A 17115-nucleotide genomic window follows, 5' to 3' on the forward strand; every position below is an offset into this window, starting at 1 on the left:
GCTCCCACCCCGATCCCAGGAGACAGCCATGGCACAGGCAGCGACGGGTACCCGGACGACCGCCGAGGACCTCGCCCGGCGGTGGGCGACCGACCCCCGCTGGAAGGGCATCGAGCGCACCTACGGCGCACAGGACGTGATCCGCCTGTCCGGCAGCGTGCGCGAGGAGCACACCCTCGCCCGCCGGGGTGCCGAACGCCTGTGGCGGCAGCTGCACGAACGCGACTACGTCCACGCCCTCGGCGCCCTCACCGGCGGCCAGGCGGTGCAGATGGTCAAGGCCGGCCTGCAGGCCGTCTACCTCTCCGGCTGGCAGGTCGCCGCCGACGCCAACCAGGCCGGCCACACCTACCCCGACCAGAGCCTCTACCCCGCCAACTCCGTCCCCCAGGTGGTGCGCCGCATCAACAACGCCCTGCTGCGCGCCGACCAGATCGCCACCGCCGAGGGCGGCGCCGACACCACCGACTGGCTGGTGCCGATCGTCGCCGACGCCGAAGCCGGCTTCGGCGGACCGCTCAACGCCTTCGAACTCACCAAGGCGATGATCGCCGCAGGCGCGGCGGGCATCCACTACGAGGACCAGCTGGCCTCCGAGAAGAAGTGCGGCCACCTCGGCGGCAAGGTCCTCGTGCCCACCGCCCAGCACATCCGCACCCTCAACGCCGCCCGGCTCGCCGCCGACATCGCCGACGTGCCCACGCTGATCGTGGCACGCACGGACGCCCTGGCCGCGAACCTGCTGACCAGCGACGTCGACGAGACCGACGCACCGTTCTGTACCGGCGAACGCACGGCCGAGGGCTTCTACCGGGTGCGCAACGGCATGGCACCGGTGATCGCACGCGGCCTGGCCTACGCCCCGTACGCCGACCTCATCTGGGTGGAGACCGGCACCCCGGACCTGGCGCAGGCCCGTGAGTTCGCCGAGGCACTCCACGCCCGCCACCCCGGCAAGATGCTGGCCTACAACTGCTCGCCCTCCTTCAACTGGAAGGCAGCCCTGGACGACGACGCGATCGCCAAGTTCCAGCGGGAGCTGGGCGCCATGGGCTACCGCTTCCAGTTCATCACCCTGGCCGGCTTCCACTCCCTCAACCACGGCATGTTCGACCTCGCCCGCGGCTACGCCGAGCACGGCATGACCGCCTACGTCGACCTGCAGGAGCGCGAGTTCGCCGCCCAGCAGCACGGCTTCACCGCCGTCAAGCACCAGCGCGAGGTCGGCACCGGCTACTTCGACCTCGTCTCCACCGCCGTCAACCCCGCCTCCTCCACGACGGCGCTCACGGGCTCCACCGAAGAAGAGCAGTTCCACTAAGAGGTCAGGGCGCGGCCCACCTCGGCCGCACGACCGCCAGGGGATTCCACACCTACGACCGGGGCTGAGGGGCCCGGGTCGGTGGCCGGGCCTGAGGGGGCCCGGGCGACGGGAAGGCGGAGCGCGAAGCGGCCCCGGCCGCTTCGCGCTCCGCACCGCCCACCCCGCACATCGTGTGGCCGGCATGTGAACAGCACGTGCGAACACGGGGAACAGCCCCTAGTGTTGCCGGTGCAGCTGGTTCGCCCTGCCCGCCAGGCAGGCGCGTCGCAAGAGGGAACCCGGTGCGAATCCGGGACTGCCCCGCAGCGGTGAGCGGGAACGACCGCCGTCATACGCACTGGCCCGTACGGGCCGGGAAGCGACGGCCAGTAGGTGCCCGGCCCCCGGCCGGACGCGCCCGCGAGTCCGAAGACCTGCCGCTGCCCGTGCGCGACCGTTCGCGCACGGACATCCCGGTGACCTCTCGGGCGGGTCGGCGTGCACACCAGGCGGGACGCGACGGCCGCGTCGCTGCCTGGTCCGTCATCCCTTCGCGCCCCGGACGATCCGAGATCCTGGAATGAAGCTCGCGAAGGAGAGTTCCATGACCGCCAAGTCCGCAGCCGCGGCAGCACGGGCCACCGTGCACGGCTACCCCCGCCAGGGCCAGGGCCGTGAACTGAAGAAGGCGATCGAAGGCTACTGGAAGGGCCGCGTCACCGCGGCGGCCCTGCGGGAGACGGCCGCCGGACTCCGCCGCGCCACCTGGCGGCAGCTCGCCGGGGCCGGCATCCACGAGGTGCCCACCGGCGACTTCTCGTACTACGACCACGTCCTGGACACCAGCGTCATGGTCGGCGCCATCCCCGCCCGGCACCGCGCGGCCGTCGAGGCCGACGCCCTGGACGGCTACTTCGCGATGGCCCGCGGCACCCAGGAGGTGGCGCCGCTGGAGATGACGAAGTGGTTCGACACCAACTACCACTACCTGGTGCCCGAACTCGGCCCCGACACGGTCTTCTCGGCGGACTCCGGCAAACAGGTCGCCGAGCTCACGGAGGCCCTGGCCCTCGGCCTGGCCGCCCGCCCGGTCCTCGTCGGCCCCGTCACCTACCTCCTGCTGGCCAAGCCCGCGCCCGACGTGGCGGCCGGCTTCGAACCCCTGACGCTCCTCGACCGTCTCCTGCCGGTGTACGCCGAGGTGCTGGCCGACCTGCGGGCCGCCGGAGCGGAATGGGTGCAGCTCGACGAGCCCGCGCTCGTCCAGGACCGCACGCCGGCCGAGCTGAACGCCGCCGCCCGCGCCTACCGCGAACTGGGCGGCCTCACCGACCGCCCCCGCCTGCTGGTCGCCTCCTACTTCGACCGCCTCGGCGACGCCCTGCCGGTCCTGGCCAAGGCCCCCGTCGAGGGCCTCGCCCTGGACTTCACCCGGTCCGCCGCCGCCAACCTCGACGACCTCGCCGCCGTCGGCGGCCTCCCCGGGAAACGCCTCGTCGCAGGCGTCGTCAACGGGCGCAACGTATGGATCGACGACTTCGAGAAGTCGCTGTCCACCCTGGGCACCCTCCTCGGCCTCGCCGACCGGGTCGACGTCGCGGCCTCCTGCTCCCTGCTGCACGTCCCCCTCGACGTCACGGCCGAGCGCGACATCGACCCGCAGATCCTCCGCTGGCTCTCCTTCGCCCGGCAGAAGGCCACGGAGGTCGTCACCCTGGCCCGCGGCCTGGCCCACGGCACCGACACCATCGCCGCCGAACTCGCCGCCAACCGCGCCGACCTGGCCTCCCGTGCCACTTCCCCCATCACCTACGACCCGGCCGTACGGGCCCGCACCGCAGCCGTCACCGACGCCGACGCCCGCCGCTCCCACCCCTACCCCGAGCGGGCCGCGGCGCAGCGCGCCCACCTGCGGCTGCCGCTGCTGCCCACCACCACCATCGGCTCCTTCCCCCAGACGACCGACCTGCGCACCGCCCGCGCCGACCTGCGCGCCGGACGGACCGGCACCGCGGCCTACGAGGAGCGCATCGAGGCCGAGATCCGCGAGGTCATCGCCTTCCAGGAGAAGACCGGCATCGACGTCCTGGTGCACGGCGAGCCCGAACGCAACGACATGGTCCAGTACTTCGCCGAGCAGCTCACCGGCTACCTGGCCACCCAGCACGGCTGGGTCCAGTCCTACGGCACCCGCTACGTCCGTCCGCCCCTCCTCGTCGGCGACATCTCCCGCCCGGAGGCGATGACGGTCCGCTGGACGCGCTACGCCCAGTCGCTCACCGACCGCCCCGTCAAGGGCATGCTGACCGGTCCCGTCACCATGCTCGCCTGGTCGTTCGTCCGCGACGACCAGCCGCTCGCCGACACCGCCCGTCAGATGGCCCTCGCCCTGCGCGACGAGGTCGGCGACCTGGAGGCCGCCGGGACGTCCGTGATCCAGGTCGACGAGCCGGCGCTGCGCGAGACGCTCCCGCTGCGGGAAGCCGGCCGCGGGGCCTACCTGGCCTGGGCGACCGGGGCGTTCCGCCTGGCCACCGGCGGTGTCCGGCCCGCCACCCAGATCCACACCCACATGTGCTACGCCGAGTTCGGTGACGTCCTGGCGGCCATCGACGACCTCGACGCCGACGTCATCAGCCTGGAGGCCGCCCGCTCCCACATGCAGGTGGCCGGGGAGCTCGCCGCCGTCGGCTACCCGCGCGAGGTCGGCCCCGGCGTCTACGACATCCACTCGCCGCGCGTGCCGGGCGCGCAGGAAGCGGCCGCGCTGCTGCGCAAGGGCCTGGCGGCCATCCCCGCCGACCGCCTGTGGGTCAACCCCGACTGCGGCCTGAAGACCCGCGGCTGGCCGGAGGTCCGCGCCTCCCTCGCGAACCTCGTCGCGGCGGCGCGTGAGGTCAGGGAGGACCTGCCCGACAGGTCTTCCCGACAGGTCTGACAGGTCTGACAGGTCCGGACCGGGTCCGGCAGAGGCAGGGAACAGGACGCGGGGCGGGAGGCACGGGAGAGCCTGCCGCCCCGCGCGGTCCGTCCGGCCGCGCGCCCGGTAGCCGGACGGTCACGTCCGCGGGGCGCCGAAGTCCCGTACGTAGCGTTTCTGCCAGGGCGTCTCCACAGCGTGGCGGTCGTAGTGCCGGCGGACGAAATCCACCGCTTGACCTGCAGGGATCCCGTCCAGGACGGCGAGGCAGGCCAAGGCCGTCCCCGTCCGTCCGCGGCCGCCGCCGCAGGCGATCTCGACCCGCTCGGCCCCGGCCCGTCGCCATGCCTCGGCCAGCACGGCCCGGGCCTCGGCCGGGCGGCTCGGCAGCCAGAAGTCCCGCCAGGGCAGCCACCGCGCCTCCCAGGGGACGCCGGCGGGCCGTCTGCCCAGGAGATACACGCCGAAGTCGGGCACCGGCCCCTCCGGAAGCGCCCGTCGCAGCCCCCGGCCCCGGACGAGACGCCCGGAGGGAAGCCGCAAGACCCCTGCGTCCTCAGCAGTCCACGTTGCGATCACCCGCCCCACCGTAGCCGCCGCGCGCTTACCGGCGGCGACGGACCGTTCCTCTCCGTACGGAATTCGAGGCCGCCGTGTGAGGCCCCTCATGGGGCCCGGATCACATACGAAGCGGGATAGTGAAAACCGCGCCCGGGAATGGGGCGATTCCTCTCGTGCGCTGCGCCGCATTACGGCGTTCCGCCGTAGGTCACACCTTTGCCAGCGCCTTTCGCCGCCGCTAACAATTACCGGGTCGCACGGCGCCGTCGACCGAGACACGGCGCTCTTCTTATGCGCCCACGAACGGCCACTGCGACGCTCCCGACAGGAAGGTTCAGCTCAGTCATGCGTTCCACCATCTCTGGCTATAACCGTCTGCCCAAGGCCCACAAGGCCGCCACCGCCGGCCTCACCGTCGCGGCGGGCGCCGCCCTCGCCTTCGCGCTGGTGCCGCAGGCCACCGCCGCCGACGCCCGGACGGGCGCCGTGAAGCCGGTCGCGCAGAACGCCCAGGACTTCGGTGTGACGCAGCACGACGAGCTGGCCAAGGCCGTGGACGTGGCCGCCGGCCAGGCCACGACCGACGCCAAGGCCAAGGCCGCCGGCCAGGCGAAGGCCGACCAGGAGCGTGCCAGCCGTAGTGAGGCCCGCAAGCCGGTGAAGCCCGCCGCGAAGCCGGCTGCTCCGGCCAAGAAGGCTTACGCCGACAACCTGGACGGCTGGATCAAGGAGTCGCTGGACATCCTGCATGCCAAGGGCGTCCCGGCCTCCTACGAGGGCATCAAGCGCAACATCATGCGTGAGTCGACCGGTAACCCGCGTGCGATCAACGACTGGGACATCAACGCCGTCAATGGCGTTCCGTCGAAGGGTCTGCTGCAGATCATCGACCCGACGTTCAAGGCGTATCACGTCGAGGGCACGTCCTGGGACATCTACGACCCGGTCGCCAACATCACCGCGTCCTGCAATTACGCGGCCGACAAGTACGGCTCGATGGACAACGTCAACTCCGCGTACTGACCGGCCCACAGACCGCACACGCCACACCCCTCGGGGCGGCAGCATCCGCAAGGAAGCTGCCGCCCCGAGGCCGTTCCCTTGCGAGTTGGCCGGCCCGTGCCCGACGACGAGCAGGGGCCGAACGCTGGGTAGAGTGTCGCCGCCAATCAGAACGTCGCAGGTGAGCAGGTCAGAAGCATGGGCATATTCGAGCGGGTCAAGACGCTGGGCGATGCGGTGGGCACGGCGGCCACCACACTCGGCAAGGACGTCGCGCAAGCGGTACAACGCGGCGTCGACGCGGGGCGCGCCGGCACCAACGCCTCCGGCGACTGGGTGGTCTCCGTGCTCCGCTCCCTGCCCGCGCCCGCCGCGCCCACCCCCGTGGAGTGGGAGTTCTCGCTGGGCGCCCTCGTCTGCCGCCACCCCCGCATCCCCGCCCTCACCGCGAAGGCGCTGCGCCCCCTGGACGGCATCGGCGCCCTGCGCTTCGGCCCCGAGTCGGTCGGCTTCGACGGCGAGGACGTTCCGTGGTCGAAGGTGGTCCACCTCCAGCTGCACGACGCGTTCAGCGCCATGACCACGGAGGCACTGGACGCCGAGATCGACCGGGTCCGGGAACTGCTGCCGCCGCTGCCGGGCCGCAAGTGGGTGGTCACCAAGGTCGTCGAGGGCCTCGCCTCCGTCATGCTGGCCGCGCTGGAGCAGGCGGCCGAACAGCGGCTGGAGAGCGTCGCCGTGGCCTGCGAGATCACCTACCGGGGTCCGCTCGGCATGAAGAAGACGCTGCGTGCCAACCTGTTCACCACCGCCCTGCTGGCCCACGAGGCGGACGTCATGCGCAGCCTCGTGCTCACCGCCCAGGCCCAGGGCGTCCCCGTGCTGCCCGCGGAAGCCCCCCAGGAGGGAACGCGCACCGCAGAGCGCGTCCGTATGCTGCGCGCCCGCACCGACGCGGTGACGGCCCAGCTCCGCGCCGACCAGGGTGCGGAGGATCCCGCCCTGCACGCCGCGCCGTCGGCGCCGGCCCTTCCCCCCGCCTGACCCCTGGCAGACCGTCACGAACACCCCGCACCACGCAGACGTCCTGAAGCACGTACGCGCCAGGACGTGAACCGGAAGGAGCCGGCCCCGTGCACACGGCAGCCGAGGACGAGATGCACGACGAGTTCTTCCCGCTCGTCCCGGCGCCGGAGGACGGTGTCCACTGGCAGGCGCCCACCGACCTGGAGCAGTACCTGTACAAGCTCTGCCGGGCGGACAACGCCTACGCCTACCTGCGCACCCTCGCCATCGAGGGCGTCTACTACCCGGTGCGCCTCGACGAAGCGCGCGCGGCCGGCGACGACGCCCGCCCCATGCTGACCAACGAGACGCCCGACGGGCTCACCGTCGCTCAGGTCTACACGGCCGGCCTGCTGCCGCGGCCCCATCCGTTCCTCGTCTACGAGCACGCGACCCTCGGCGCGCTCGAACAGATCGTGCCCGAGGGCGTGGACGTCCTCGCCGTCAACGCGGCCACGCCGTGCGAGCAGTACTTCCTGATCAGCGACGAGGAACGGGAGGTGTGGCTGGACCTCCATCACGAGCTGTTCTCCTCCGACGCGCTGATGGACCGTGTGGTCACGCGCCGTACCGGTGCCCCGGCCCCCGGACCGTTGCTGCACGGCCTGGCCTGCGGGGCACACCTGTGCTTCACCAACGGCGACGCGTGGAACACCCTCCACTGGCACGGCATGGGCTACCGGGGGGAGGTCGAGCGGATCGCGGAGAGCTGGGGCGTGCACAGCCGCGAGAACTGGCTGAGCACCCAGAGGCGGCTGCTCGACCAGGAGGTGAGCCCCTGGTACTGGGACTTCGTCCTCGGGGCCCGCAACGAACTCCTGCGCCTGCGGGGCGGCGGCCGGGTGGATCCCGAGCAGTGGCGCGACACCGTGGAACGGACGCTGCGCGCCCGGGCCCAGGAGAGCGGCAGCCCCACGCACGACCCCGATGTCGACGACTTCGTCGCGCACCTGCGGTCTCTGGTCGGCACGGTCCTGCGGTACGAGGCCCGCTTCCGCGCCGACGGCCTGCTGCCCACCGGGGGCCACGTCCGCACGGTCGCCGCCTGGGACATCGGCCGCGCCTCCAAGATGGCCCGCTGGGGCCGGGGAGCCCGGTACGCCACGGAGGCCGAGATGCACGCGGCGATCGGGCGCGCGAGCACCGCCGCGCAGGCCGCGTACGACTCGTGGGAGGAGTTCTCCGCCGGCTACGTGCTCGGACGGTGCCTGCACTTCGACGACGAGGAGTTCGGCCCCTGGTACGCGGACGTCCTCACCGCCCACCGGGCCCTGACCACCGACCCGGAAAGCCCCTGGCTGACGGTTCCGTTCAAGGACCGTGGCGCAGCCGCGCACTGACGGCGCGCACGGCTGCCGTCTCACTTCGGTGCGCGAGCGCCGGCCCCCGCCATGTGGGCCACCAGCGCGTCGGCGACCTGCGCGACGGCACCGGGCGTGAGCATGTGACCCATGCCCTGAACCATCATCAGCCGCGCCCCCGCGATCTCCTCCGCTATGAGCCGGCCGTGTCCCGGCTTGGCGGGCTCCGCGGTCCCCTCGACGACGAGCGTGGGCGCGGTCACGCGCGCCAGGGCGCCCGTGGGCTCGCAGTTCAGGTCGGCCATCCCGGCGAGCCGGTGGTTGGCGGTGGTCCTGGGGTCGCGGGTGCGGTCGAAGACCCGCTCCTCCAGGCGGCGCTGGGCGTCCTCGTCGAAGGGCAGCTCGTCGCCGTGCAGGACGCGGGCCACCTCGATCTGGAAGTCGACGGCCTCGGCCCTGGTGGCGGGCGGCGGGCTCACCGCCGCCCTGCGGAAGAACTCCGTGAACGCCGGGAGCGGCTCCGGCAGGCTGCCCTCGGGCTGCGGCTCTCCCATGAGCGCCCGCACGATCACCGCTCCCTCCCGGCGGCCCAGCGGCGAGGAGCCCACCACGGTGAGGCTGTCGACCCGGCCGGGGTGGTCGGCGGCGATCCACTGGGCGAGGAGCCCGCCCGCGGAGTGGCCCACCAGGTGCGCCGAACCGACGGCGAGCGCGTCGAGCAGCCCCACCGCGTCGTCCTTGAGGGTCGCCCAGGTGTAGGGGTGCTGCTCGAAGTCACGGGCCGTCGAGCGGCCCATGTCGCGGTGGTCGTAACGGATCACCCGGTGCCCCGCCGCGGCGAGCCTGCCGACGAACTCGTCGGGCCAGAGCACCGCCTGGCTCATCGCGCCCGCGATGAGCAGCACCGGCGGGTGGGTCGGATCGCCGAACTCCTCCGTCCACAGCTCGACGTCGCCCACCTGGATCATGCGTGCTTCGGTCGTCATACCCGTTCCCGTCCCGTTCCTTGCCTCTGCTGCTGCTGCTTCTGCGTCCCCTTGCCGTGGGGCGCGGTGACAGGAAGAACTCTGCCGTGACCGCCCGCACGGGCCATCCGTAGGACCACTGGTGACATCACTGGTGACATCACTGGGGGCCGCCACCGGCCACGGCCGGGAGCCTCACTGCAGCAGCCGCGCCAGTTCGGTGCGGGAGGTGATGCCGAGCTTCGGGTAGACCTTGTACAGGTGGTACTCGACGGTCCGGGGGCTCAGGAACAGCCGGGCGGCGACGTCCTTGTTGCTCGCGCCGTCGGCGACGAGCCGGGCGATCCGCAACTCCTGCGAGGTGAGGGCCGCCAGGGCATCGGGCCCCGTCGGCTCACCGGACTCGCCCGCCGCCCGCAGCTCGCTCCGGGCCCGGTCCTCCCAGGGCGCGGCCCCCAGCCGGTGGAAGGTCTCCGCGGCCTGCCGCAGAGGGGGGCGCGCGGCGCCCGCCCGCCGGTCGCGGCGCAGCCGCTCGCCGAGCAGGAGCGCGGTGCGGGCCCGGTCGTAGGCGGCGCCGCCGTCCTCGGCCAGCAGCTCCAGGGCCTCCTGGAGGAGCGCCGCCGCTGCGGTGTCGTCGTCGGTCACGAGAGCCCGGCACCGGGCGAGCAGCGCCCGTGCCCGGGCCGAGGAGGAACGGGCCGACCACTGCTCCAGGAAGCCGGCCCCCTCCCGCGCGGCCGCCAGGTCGCCCGCGGCGACGGCGGCCTCCACCCGGTCCGCCACCGAGCCCCACGCGACCACGGGATGACCGGTCCCCGGTCCCGCCGTGGCCAGGGACGCCAGACGCTCGTGCGCCCGGTCGAAGCGGCCGAGACCGAGGTCGAGCAGGCCGAGCGCGTACGTGGCCACGCCGGCCCGCAGGCCCAGCCGGTGCGGAATGGCGATGACCAGCGCCTCGTGCGCAAAGCCGCGGCAGTCGTCCTCCTCGCCGCGCACGGCGGCGCAGACGGCCAGGTTGGCCAGGTGCGCCGCGACGGAGTTGACGGTTCCCGTCTCCCGGGCGAGGGCGAGGCCCTCCTCGGACAGGGCGGCGCTGAGCGCGAACCCGCTGTTCATGCGCTCGGCGGTGGCCGCGTTCTCCAGGACGACGGGCAGGGTGCCGACCATGCCCGACACGCGGGCGACCCGCCCGGCACGAGCGCCGTGGTCGCCGGCGGCGTCGCTGTCGCCGAGGAGGCTGGCGGCCGCGGCCGCCCACAGCAACATGGCGGCCTGTCCGCCGAACGCGGCGGCGCCGTCGCCGACGTCGGCCAGGCCGTCCAGCGCCCCCCTCAGCAGACGGGCGCCGCGCTCCGCTTCTCCGCCGTACATCGCGCCCATGCCGGCCAGAACGCCGTGGAGGAACGCTTCCGCCGGCTCCTGCGCGGGCCCGTGCAGCCGCCCCAGGTCCTCGACGCGCCGGCCGATGTGCACGGCGGCCCCGGTGTCGCCCACGGCGGAGGCGGCCTCGGCCGCGTCGGCCAGCAGGCCGAGGACCGTCCCGCGAACCACTCCCGTGGGCTCGGCCATGACCCGGTCCGCGGCGGCCAGGAAGACCCGCTGGGCCTCGGCGGCATCACCCGAGGACAGTTCGAACCGCCCGTCGAGCTGTGCGACGGCGGCCAGCAGCACGGGTTCCCGCGCGAGGTCCCGGGCCGCCGCGAGGGCCGTGCGTGCCTGACCGGCGTGGCCCCCGAGCCACGCGGCGACGGCCGTGTCCTTGAAACGGCGGGCCCTGGTCCCGGGATCCGGGGTCAGCTCCGCGGCCCACGCCCACGTCCGGGCGGCGTCCGCGTAACCGCCCCGGGCACGGGCCCGTTCCGCGACGGCGGCAAGACCGGCGGCGACGCCCTCCTCCGGTCCGGTCGCCGCTTCCGCCCGGTGGCGGGCGCCGCGCTCCCACTCGCCCCGCTCGTCCAGCAGCACTGCCAGCTGACCGTGCACCGCGCGCCGCGCCGCGGGAGCGGCGCCCGAGTGCACGGCGGAACGCAGCAACGGATGACGGAAGGTGATCTGCGCGGGGCGCATGTCGATGACCCCGGCCGCTTCGGCGGCGTCCAGGGAGTCCGCTCCGGCGCCCAGCCGCCCGGCGGCCTCCCGGATCAACAGCGGATCACCCCGCCCTTCCAGCGCGGCGACCAGCAGGACGAGGCGTACGGCCTCCGGCAGTTGCGCCACCTGCTCCCCGTAGACCGCTGCGACGCCGTCCCCCGCGGGCAGCGGATCCGGCAGCGGCGCCCGGCCCGTCAGCTGCTCGGTGCTCAGGAGCGCGGCCGTCTCGCGCAGGGCCAGCGGATTGCCGCCCGTGGCGGCGGTGACGAGCTCGACGACGTGCGGCGCCGGCGCCACCGCGGCACGGGCGGCCAGCACCTCGCCCGCACTCCCGGCGTCGAGGCCGCCGATCTCCAGCGTCCGCACACCGCGCAGGGCCTGCCGGGCCGCGCCGGTGTCCCGGGTGCCGATCAGTAGCCCCACGCCATGACCGCCGAACCGGCGCGCGGCGAACAGCAGGGCGTCGGCCGACGCCTGGTCGACCCACTGGAAGTCGTCGACGACGCAGAGCAGCAGCCCCTGGGGTGCCGCCGCTTCGACCAGAAGGGAGAGGACGCCCGCCGACACCAGGAAGCGGTCCGCCTCGGCCGTCGGCTCCGCCAGGCCGAGGACCGTGCGCACGGCCTGCCGCTGGGCGTCCGGCAGTGCCTCCACGAGACCGGCGACGGGATGCAGCAGCTGGTGCAGAGCGGCGAACGCCATCCCGGACTCGGGCTCCACCCCGGTGGCCCACAGCACGCGAGCGGGAGCAGCCTCCCCGGCGGCGTGCCGCAGCAACGTGGACTTGCCCGCACCGGGCTCGCCGCACAGCACCAGTGCCCGGCCGGAGCCGGCCCGTATCTCCGTCAGCATCCGGCCGAGCTCGCCGCGTTCGCCGACGCGGCCGGTGATCTGATCGCCTGTCATGGTCGCTGCGCCCTGGTCGTGCACGGGCACGACCCTCCGCCGCCCCCTCGGCGCCGCCGACTGTACCCCGACGTGCGCGGCACGGACCCGCCGAGGGGGCGGAAGGCATCGGTCAGGGGCGGCGGCCGTGGGCGCCCGGCGTGCAGCCGAAGGCGCGCCGGAAGACGTCGATGAAGGCGCTGGCGGAGGACCAGCCGCAGCGGTGGGCGACGACGGTGACCGGCTCGTCGTCGGCCAGCATCCGCAACGCGTGGTAGAGGCGGAGCTGGGTGCGCCACTGGGGGAAGGTCATGCCCAGTTCGCGGCGGAAGAGACGGCTGAGGGTGCGCTCGGCGGCTCCCACGTGGTGGCCGAGGGCGGCAAGGGTGCGGGGGTCCGCCGGGTCGTGGTGCAGGAGGTCGCAGACCGCCCGCAGGCGCGGGTCGGTGGGGGAGGGCAGCTGCAACGGCTGCTGCGGGGACGCGCGGAGCTGGTCGAGCAGGACGGCGCGCAGGCGGCGGCGCTCGGGGCTGTCGTCGTGGGGGCCGCGGGTGGAGGCGAGGATCAGTTCGCGCAGCAGGGGACTGACGGCCAGGACGGTGGGCGCGTCCAGGCCCAGGGGGTTGACGGAGGCGGGCAGGCCGAGCAGGTGCAGGTCGAGGTGACCGTGGGCGCGGTGGGCGTGGACGCATCCCGCCGGTATCCACAGGGCACGGGTGCCGGGCGCGAACCACGTGCCGGCGTCGGTGGTGACGGCCAGCACGCCGGAGCCCGCGTAGACGATCTGGTGGTCGTCGTGGCGGTGCGCGTCGATGCTCTCGCCCGCGGCCATCGTCCGGGTGCTGGTGGGAGCCTGCGGAGTGTGGCGGATGTCCGGCATACGTTGGCACTTTATCGGAAGCAGGCCGAAGCGGCCCCTGCGGACGATGGAGGGGTGCCGATGAACCGGAACTCCCGTACCAGACCCGTCGTGTTGCTGTCCCTGGGGCATGCCTGTGTGGACGTCTACCAGGGGGCGGTGGCCGCCCTGGTGCCCTTCTTCGTAGCCGAGCGGGACTACACCTACGCCGCGGTCTCCGGCCTCGTCCTGGCAGCCACCCTGCTGTCCTCGGTCGTACAGCCGCTGTTCGGGGCGCTCACCGACAAGTGGCCCATGCCCTGGCTGCTGCCCGTGAGCACCCTGGTCGGCGGAGCCGGCGTCGCCCTGGCCGGTGTCGGCGCCTCCCGCACCCTCACCCTGGTGGCGGTCGCCGTGTCCGGGATCGGCGTCGCCGCCTACCACCCCGAGGCCGCGCGCGTGGCCCGCGTCGCGAGCAGGGGCAGCCACACCGCGATGGGCTGGTTCTCCCTGGGCGGCAACCTCGGGTTCGCCACCGCGCCCCTCGCGGTCTCCGTCGTCGTCGCAGCCGGCGGACTGCACGCCTCCCCGCTGCTGTTCGTCCCGGCCCTGGCCGGCGCTGCCCTGTGCGTGGCCGCCCTGCGCACGCTCAAGGCCACCGCCCCGGCGGCGAACGGCGCGGCGGCCGGCAAGGAGGGCAAGGACGACTGGCCGTCCTTCATCAAGCTGTCCGGAGCCGTCGTGTGCCGGTCGGTCGTCTTCGTCGGCCTGAGCACGTTCGTCTCCCTGTACGTGCGCCAGCGGACCGGAGGCGGTGATGTCGCCGGCACGGCCGCGCTGTTCGTGCTCTACCTCGGCGGCGCCGTGGGCACCGTGGCCGGAGGCAGGCTCGCCACCCGCTTCGGCCGCATCCCGGTCGTGCAGTGGTCCTACGCCCTGACCGTGATCGCCGTCGCGGGAGTCGTCCTCGTCCCCGGCCCGCCGCTCTACCTGTTCGTCGCCCTCACCTCGGCCGGCCTGTACGTGCCGTTCTCCCTGCACGTCACCCTCGGCCAGGACTACCTGCCCCGCCACGTGGGCACCGCGGGCGGCGTCACCCTGGGCCTGACGGTCAGCATCGGCGGCCTCGCCAGCCCCCTCCTCGGAGCCCTCGCGGACGCCACCTCCCTCCGGACGGCCCTCACCCCCCTGATCCCCCTCCCGGCCCTCGCCTGGCTGCTCCTCCGCACCCTCCCCGAACCCGAGAGGCTCGAAGAGCCCTCCGCCGGCCGGCATCCGGACCGACTGGCGAGTGCGGGCTAGTCCCGGCCGGTCGTGCGGGCCCGTACGACCAGGTCGTGCAAGGCGTCGTACACCGCCTCGGGCGGGCTGTCCGGGAGGGGGGAGAGGGCCTGGGCCTCGTCGAGTTCCGTGTGGAGCGCCTCGACGTCGGCGCACACGCGGGCCATGTCCACGAGCTCGTCGGCCGCCCCGTGCTCCGCCGCGGCCTTCGCGGTGATGAGGTCGGGCACGTAGGCGGGAGCCTCGACCAGTCCGAGCAGGGTGGGCAGATGGGCGACGACCTCGCCGCTGCGCATGAGGTGGATGCCGGTGAGGAGCACCCGCAGGGTGTAGAGCAGGGGCTTGAGCTCGCGCTGCTTGTCGAAGAGCCGCCACTGGGTGGCGGCGAAGCCGCGGTAGTGGTGGGCGTGGTGACGGGTGAGCACGCCGGGCGCGAGAGCGGCCAGCTCCGCGTGCACGTCCGTGGTGTGCACCACGAGCGGCGACAGCAGCTGCTCCAGGACGTAGCCGTTGCGGCGCAGCAGCAGGCGGGCGAACTTGCGCAGGTCGTGCGTGACGAGGTCCATCTCCACCCCGTCGCGGTCACCCATCCGCGTCAGGGTCTCCTCGCCGTCCCGCAGCCCGATCAGGTCGCCGACCGGCAGCAGGTGCACCCCGCGCAGGTCCACGTCCGAGTCACGCGACGGGAAGCCGTACAGATGCGCCCCGGAGACAGTGGCGAAGACCAGCGGGTGCGTCTGCTGCGCCAGGACGGGCGACAGGTCGACGGTGGGCAGCCCGGCCTCCCGTAGATGCGTGGTGGAGGCGGGACGCATGTTCTCGGTGTTCATACGCAGCAGTCTCGCAAAGCCCGCGGAGGCCGTCGCCGGGGGGCGAGGCGGCGCTCTCCGGCAAAGAGTGACGCGAACACGTCACAGCCCTGCCCGGAAGGGCCGCTGCGGCACGGGATGCTGCCAGAGTCCGGGGCGGCGCCCCGTCCCTCACCACCCCACCGGCATCGAGCGCGGCCCGCGCACCAGCATCTCCGTCTTCCAGACGACGTCACCTGCCAAACGGATGCCCGGCAGGCGCAGGACGAGGGCCCGCAGGGCCTCCTGGAGCTCGACGCGGGCGAGGGACGCCCCCAGGCAGTGGTGGACGCCGTGACCGAACCCCAGGTGCTGATTGCCCTCCCGGCCCAGGTCGAGCGAGTCGGGAGAGGAGAAGCGCAGCGCATCGCGGTTCGCGGAGCCCACCGACACCAGAACCGGCTCGCCCGCCCGCACCAACGTACCGCCCACCTCGACGTCCTGCGTCGCGTAGCGCGCCATGGCCGCCGCCATCCCCAACGGCACGAAGCGCAGCAACTCCTCCACCGCCGCCGGAATGAGACCGGGATCCCTGCCGAGCCGGGCGAACGCGTCGGGATGGTCCAGGAGCGTGCACACGAAGTTGGGGATCTGCGTCGCGGTGGTCTCGTGCCCGGCGACCAGCACCCCCACGCACAGGTCGACCAACTCCGGCTCCGACAGCCGGTCGTCCTTGTCACGGGCCTCGATCAAGGCCGTCATCAGGTCGTCCGCCGGCCGGGCGCGGTGCCCGGCGATCAGCCCGGCCATGTACGCGCGCAACTCCTCCCGGCTGGCGTCCGCCTCCTCGGCCGTGAGCGAGCTGGTGGACAGCGCGTCGTCACTCCACTTGCGGAAGAGCGGACGGTCCTCTTCGGGAACCCCCAGCAGACGGCAGATCACGGAGACGGGGATGGGCAGCGCGTAGTCCTCGACCAGGTCGGCGGGCGGCCCCGCCGCCACCATGCCGTCCAGCAGCCCTTCGGCCAGCGTGCGGATGCCGGGGCGCAACCGCTCCATCCGCTGCACGGTGAACGCCTTCATCACCAGCGTGCGCAGCCGGGTGTGGTCGGGAGGATCCATGGAGAGGATGCCGCTGTCGGACCGGCCGGGCGACTGCCGGGGCTCGTCGTGACCGGCTGCGGCGGCGCGGCTGAACCGCCGGTCGCCCAGGACGAGCCTGGCGTCCGCGTAGCGGGTGACGAGCCAGGCCGGCTCCCCGAACGGCAGCCGGACGCGTTGCAGCCCCTCACTGCGGCGCGCCTCCTCGTACCGCCCGGACAGGGCCAGACCGATGGGTTCGTTGAAGGGGTAGGTGGCGGGCTCGCTGTGGGAGGTGGACATCAGGACCCCTGCTTCCCTCGCGTCGCGGTGTAAGCACCTGCTTACAACGACCGTAGGGCGGGGTAGGAAGGACGTCAACGGCGCCTGAACGCCGCCGACTCGGACGCCGTGACGCGGCCGGCCTGTGAGGAGTGACGGGATGACCGCAGAGAAGACACAGAAGCCGGCGCGCCGACGCGACGCCGACGCCACCCGCCGGTCCCTGGTCGAGGCGGCGGCGGAGCTCTTCGCCGAACGCGGCTACGACCGGACGACCGTACGCGCGATAGCCGCCCGTGCCGGCGTCAACCAGGCGCTCCTCTTCCGCTACTTCGGCTCGAAGACCGCCCTCTTCGGCGAAGTGGTGGCGAGGGACGGACGCCGGCAGCTCCGGGAGACGCCGGCCGAGCGACTGCTGGAGACCGCCCTGCGGAACCTCCTCGCGCCACCCGGCGACGCGCCGCCCGGGGACCGCTCCCTGGAAGTCTTCCTGCGCTCGGTCGGGGGCGACGACGAGGCCGCACGGACGAACCGGCGCCTGACCGAGGAGTACACCGGCGTACTGGCCGGCCTCACCGACGCGGACGACGCCGAGGTGCGCTCCGCCCTGGTCCTCGCCTGGCTCCTCGGCATCGGCCTCACCCGCGTCGTCGTCCGCCAGGAGCCCCTGGCCGGCGCCGACCCGGAGCACGTCTGCCGCCTGATGCTGACCGCTGCCCGCACGCTCCTGGAACACCTGCCCGTCGAATGACG

Annotated in this window: 13 protein-coding genes and 1 riboswitch; of the genes, 7 read left to right on the plus strand and 6 right to left on the minus strand. The window is 73.5% G+C overall.

Features of this window, described 5'->3' with window-relative positions; genetic code table 11:
• Nucleotides 1–28 precede the first annotated feature (28 nt).
• A complete protein-coding gene (gene aceA, locus LE181_RS03390) occupies nucleotides 29–1321 on the plus strand; it encodes an isocitrate lyase (RefSeq protein WP_225659418.1) in 1293 nt (430 codons plus the stop codon).
• Between the two features lie 220 nt (nucleotides 1322–1541).
• A riboswitch (cobalamin riboswitch) is annotated at nucleotides 1542–1759 on the plus strand.
• A 148-nt stretch (nucleotides 1760–1907) separates the two neighbouring features.
• A complete protein-coding gene (gene metE, locus LE181_RS03395) occupies nucleotides 1908–4241 on the plus strand; it encodes a 5-methyltetrahydropteroyltriglutamate--homocysteine S-methyltransferase (RefSeq protein WP_225659419.1) in 2334 nt (777 codons plus the stop codon).
• 120 nt (nucleotides 4242–4361) lie between these two features.
• Here the strand turns inward: metE and LE181_RS03400 are convergent, their stop codons facing one another.
• Entirely contained in the window at nucleotides 4362–4802 is a 441-nt protein-coding gene (locus tag LE181_RS03400) for a protein-tyrosine phosphatase family protein (RefSeq protein ID WP_225659421.1), read from the minus strand.
• A 327-nt stretch (nucleotides 4803–5129) separates the two neighbouring features.
• On the opposite strand from LE181_RS03400, the gene LE181_RS03405 reads away from it, so the two are divergent.
• The 3 genes from LE181_RS03405 (at nucleotide 5130) to LE181_RS03415 (ending at nucleotide 8191) form a co-directional block, all read left to right on the plus strand.
• Nucleotides 5130–5807, plus strand: a complete 678-nt coding sequence (locus LE181_RS03405) for a transglycosylase SLT domain-containing protein (RefSeq protein WP_225659422.1) — start codon at nucleotides 5130–5132, stop codon at nucleotides 5805–5807.
• A gap of 177 nt (nucleotides 5808–5984) precedes the next feature.
• Complete coding sequence (locus tag LE181_RS03410; protein ID WP_225659424.1) at nucleotides 5985–6830, plus strand: hypothetical protein; 846 nt, start codon at nucleotides 5985–5987, stop codon at nucleotides 6828–6830.
• Between the two features lie 89 nt (nucleotides 6831–6919).
• The gene (locus LE181_RS03415; RefSeq protein ID WP_225659425.1) at nucleotides 6920–8191 is read left to right on the plus strand and encodes a DUF1266 domain-containing protein; all 1272 of its coding nucleotides are present in this window, start codon (nucleotides 6920–6922) and stop codon (nucleotides 8189–8191) included.
• 20 nt (nucleotides 8192–8211) lie between these two features.
• On the opposite strand, the gene LE181_RS03420 is transcribed toward LE181_RS03415, so the two are convergent.
• The 3 genes from LE181_RS03420 to LE181_RS03430 form a co-directional block, all read right to left on the minus strand.
• Nucleotides 8212–9138 carry an alpha/beta fold hydrolase gene (locus LE181_RS03420; RefSeq protein ID WP_225659427.1) on the minus strand — a complete coding sequence of 309 codons (927 nt, stop codon included), beginning with the start codon at nucleotides 9136–9138 and terminating at the stop codon, nucleotides 8212–8214.
• 174 nt (nucleotides 9139–9312) lie between these two features.
• Nucleotides 9313–12114, minus strand: coding sequence for a helix-turn-helix transcriptional regulator (locus tag LE181_RS03425; protein WP_225659429.1), 2802 nt, complete (start codon nucleotides 12112–12114; stop codon nucleotides 9313–9315).
• 112 nt (nucleotides 12115–12226) lie between these two features.
• On the minus strand, nucleotides 12227–12973 hold the full coding sequence (locus LE181_RS03430) for a helix-turn-helix transcriptional regulator (protein ID WP_225659431.1): 747 nt from the start codon (nucleotides 12971–12973) through the stop codon (nucleotides 12227–12229).
• Nucleotides 12974–13033: 60 nt separating this feature from the next.
• On the opposite strand from LE181_RS03430, the gene LE181_RS03435 reads away from it, so the two are divergent.
• Complete coding sequence (locus LE181_RS03435) at nucleotides 13034–14233, plus strand: MFS transporter (RefSeq protein WP_225659432.1); 1200 nt, start codon at nucleotides 13034–13036, stop codon at nucleotides 14231–14233.
• On the opposite strand, the gene LE181_RS03440 is transcribed toward LE181_RS03435, so the two are convergent.
• Together LE181_RS03440 and LE181_RS03445 are read right to left on the minus strand one after the other, a co-directional pair.
• On the minus strand, nucleotides 14230–15027 hold the full coding sequence (locus LE181_RS03440) for a nucleotidyltransferase domain-containing protein (protein ID WP_225659617.1): 798 nt from the start codon (nucleotides 15025–15027) through the stop codon (nucleotides 14230–14232). The two genes, LE181_RS03435 and LE181_RS03440, sit on opposite strands and share 4 nt — an antisense overlap.
• 165 nt (nucleotides 15028–15192) lie before the next feature.
• Nucleotides 15193–16383, minus strand: a complete 1191-nt coding sequence (locus tag LE181_RS03445; protein WP_225659434.1) for a cytochrome P450 — start codon at nucleotides 16381–16383, stop codon at nucleotides 15193–15195.
• A gap of 139 nt (nucleotides 16384–16522) precedes the next feature.
• On the opposite strand from LE181_RS03445, the gene LE181_RS03450 reads away from it, so the two are divergent.
• Nucleotides 16523–17113: a TetR/AcrR family transcriptional regulator gene (locus LE181_RS03450; RefSeq protein ID WP_225659436.1), complete on the plus strand. Its 591-nt coding sequence runs from the start codon at nucleotides 16523–16525 to the stop codon at nucleotides 17111–17113.
• The last annotated feature ends 2 nt before the right edge of the window (nucleotides 17114–17115 follow it).

This window comes from Streptomyces sichuanensis (assembly GCF_020328095.1).
Classification (GTDB): domain Bacteria; phylum Actinomycetota; class Actinomycetes; order Streptomycetales; family Streptomycetaceae; genus Streptomyces; species Streptomyces cinnamoneus.

Excerpts from the sequence above, each read along its gene's own strand:
- aceA (WP_225659418.1), top strand. The coding sequence starts at position 29 with ATGGCACAGGCAGCGACGGGTACCCGGACGACCGCCGAGGACCTCGCC.
- metE (WP_225659419.1), top strand. The coding sequence starts at position 1,908 with ATGACCGCCAAGTCCGCAGCCGCGGCAGCACGGGCCACCGTGCACGGC.
- LE181_RS03405 (WP_225659422.1), top strand. The coding sequence starts at position 5,130 with ATGCGTTCCACCATCTCTGGCTATAACCGTCTGCCCAAGGCCCACAAG.
- LE181_RS03410 (WP_225659424.1), top strand. The coding sequence starts at position 5,985 with ATGGGCATATTCGAGCGGGTCAAGACGCTGGGCGATGCGGTGGGCACG.
- LE181_RS03420 (WP_225659427.1), bottom strand. The coding sequence starts at position 9,138 with ATGACGACCGAAGCACGCATGATCCAGGTGGGCGACGTCGAGCTGTGG.
- LE181_RS03425 (WP_225659429.1), bottom strand. The coding sequence starts at position 12,114 with ATGACAGGCGATCAGATCACCGGCCGCGTCGGCGAACGCGGCGAGCTC.
- LE181_RS03430 (WP_225659431.1), bottom strand. The coding sequence starts at position 12,973 with ATGCCGGACATCCGCCACACTCCGCAGGCTCCCACCAGCACCCGGACG.
- LE181_RS03435 (WP_225659432.1), top strand. The coding sequence starts at position 13,034 with ATGAACCGGAACTCCCGTACCAGACCCGTCGTGTTGCTGTCCCTGGGG.
- LE181_RS03440 (WP_225659617.1), bottom strand. The coding sequence starts at position 15,027 with ATGCGTCCCGCCTCCACCACGCATCTACGGGAGGCCGGGCTGCCCACC.
- LE181_RS03445 (WP_225659434.1), bottom strand. The coding sequence starts at position 16,383 with ATGTCCACCTCCCACAGCGAGCCCGCCACCTACCCCTTCAACGAACCC.
- LE181_RS03450 (WP_225659436.1), top strand. The coding sequence starts at position 16,523 with ATGACCGCAGAGAAGACACAGAAGCCGGCGCGCCGACGCGACGCCGAC.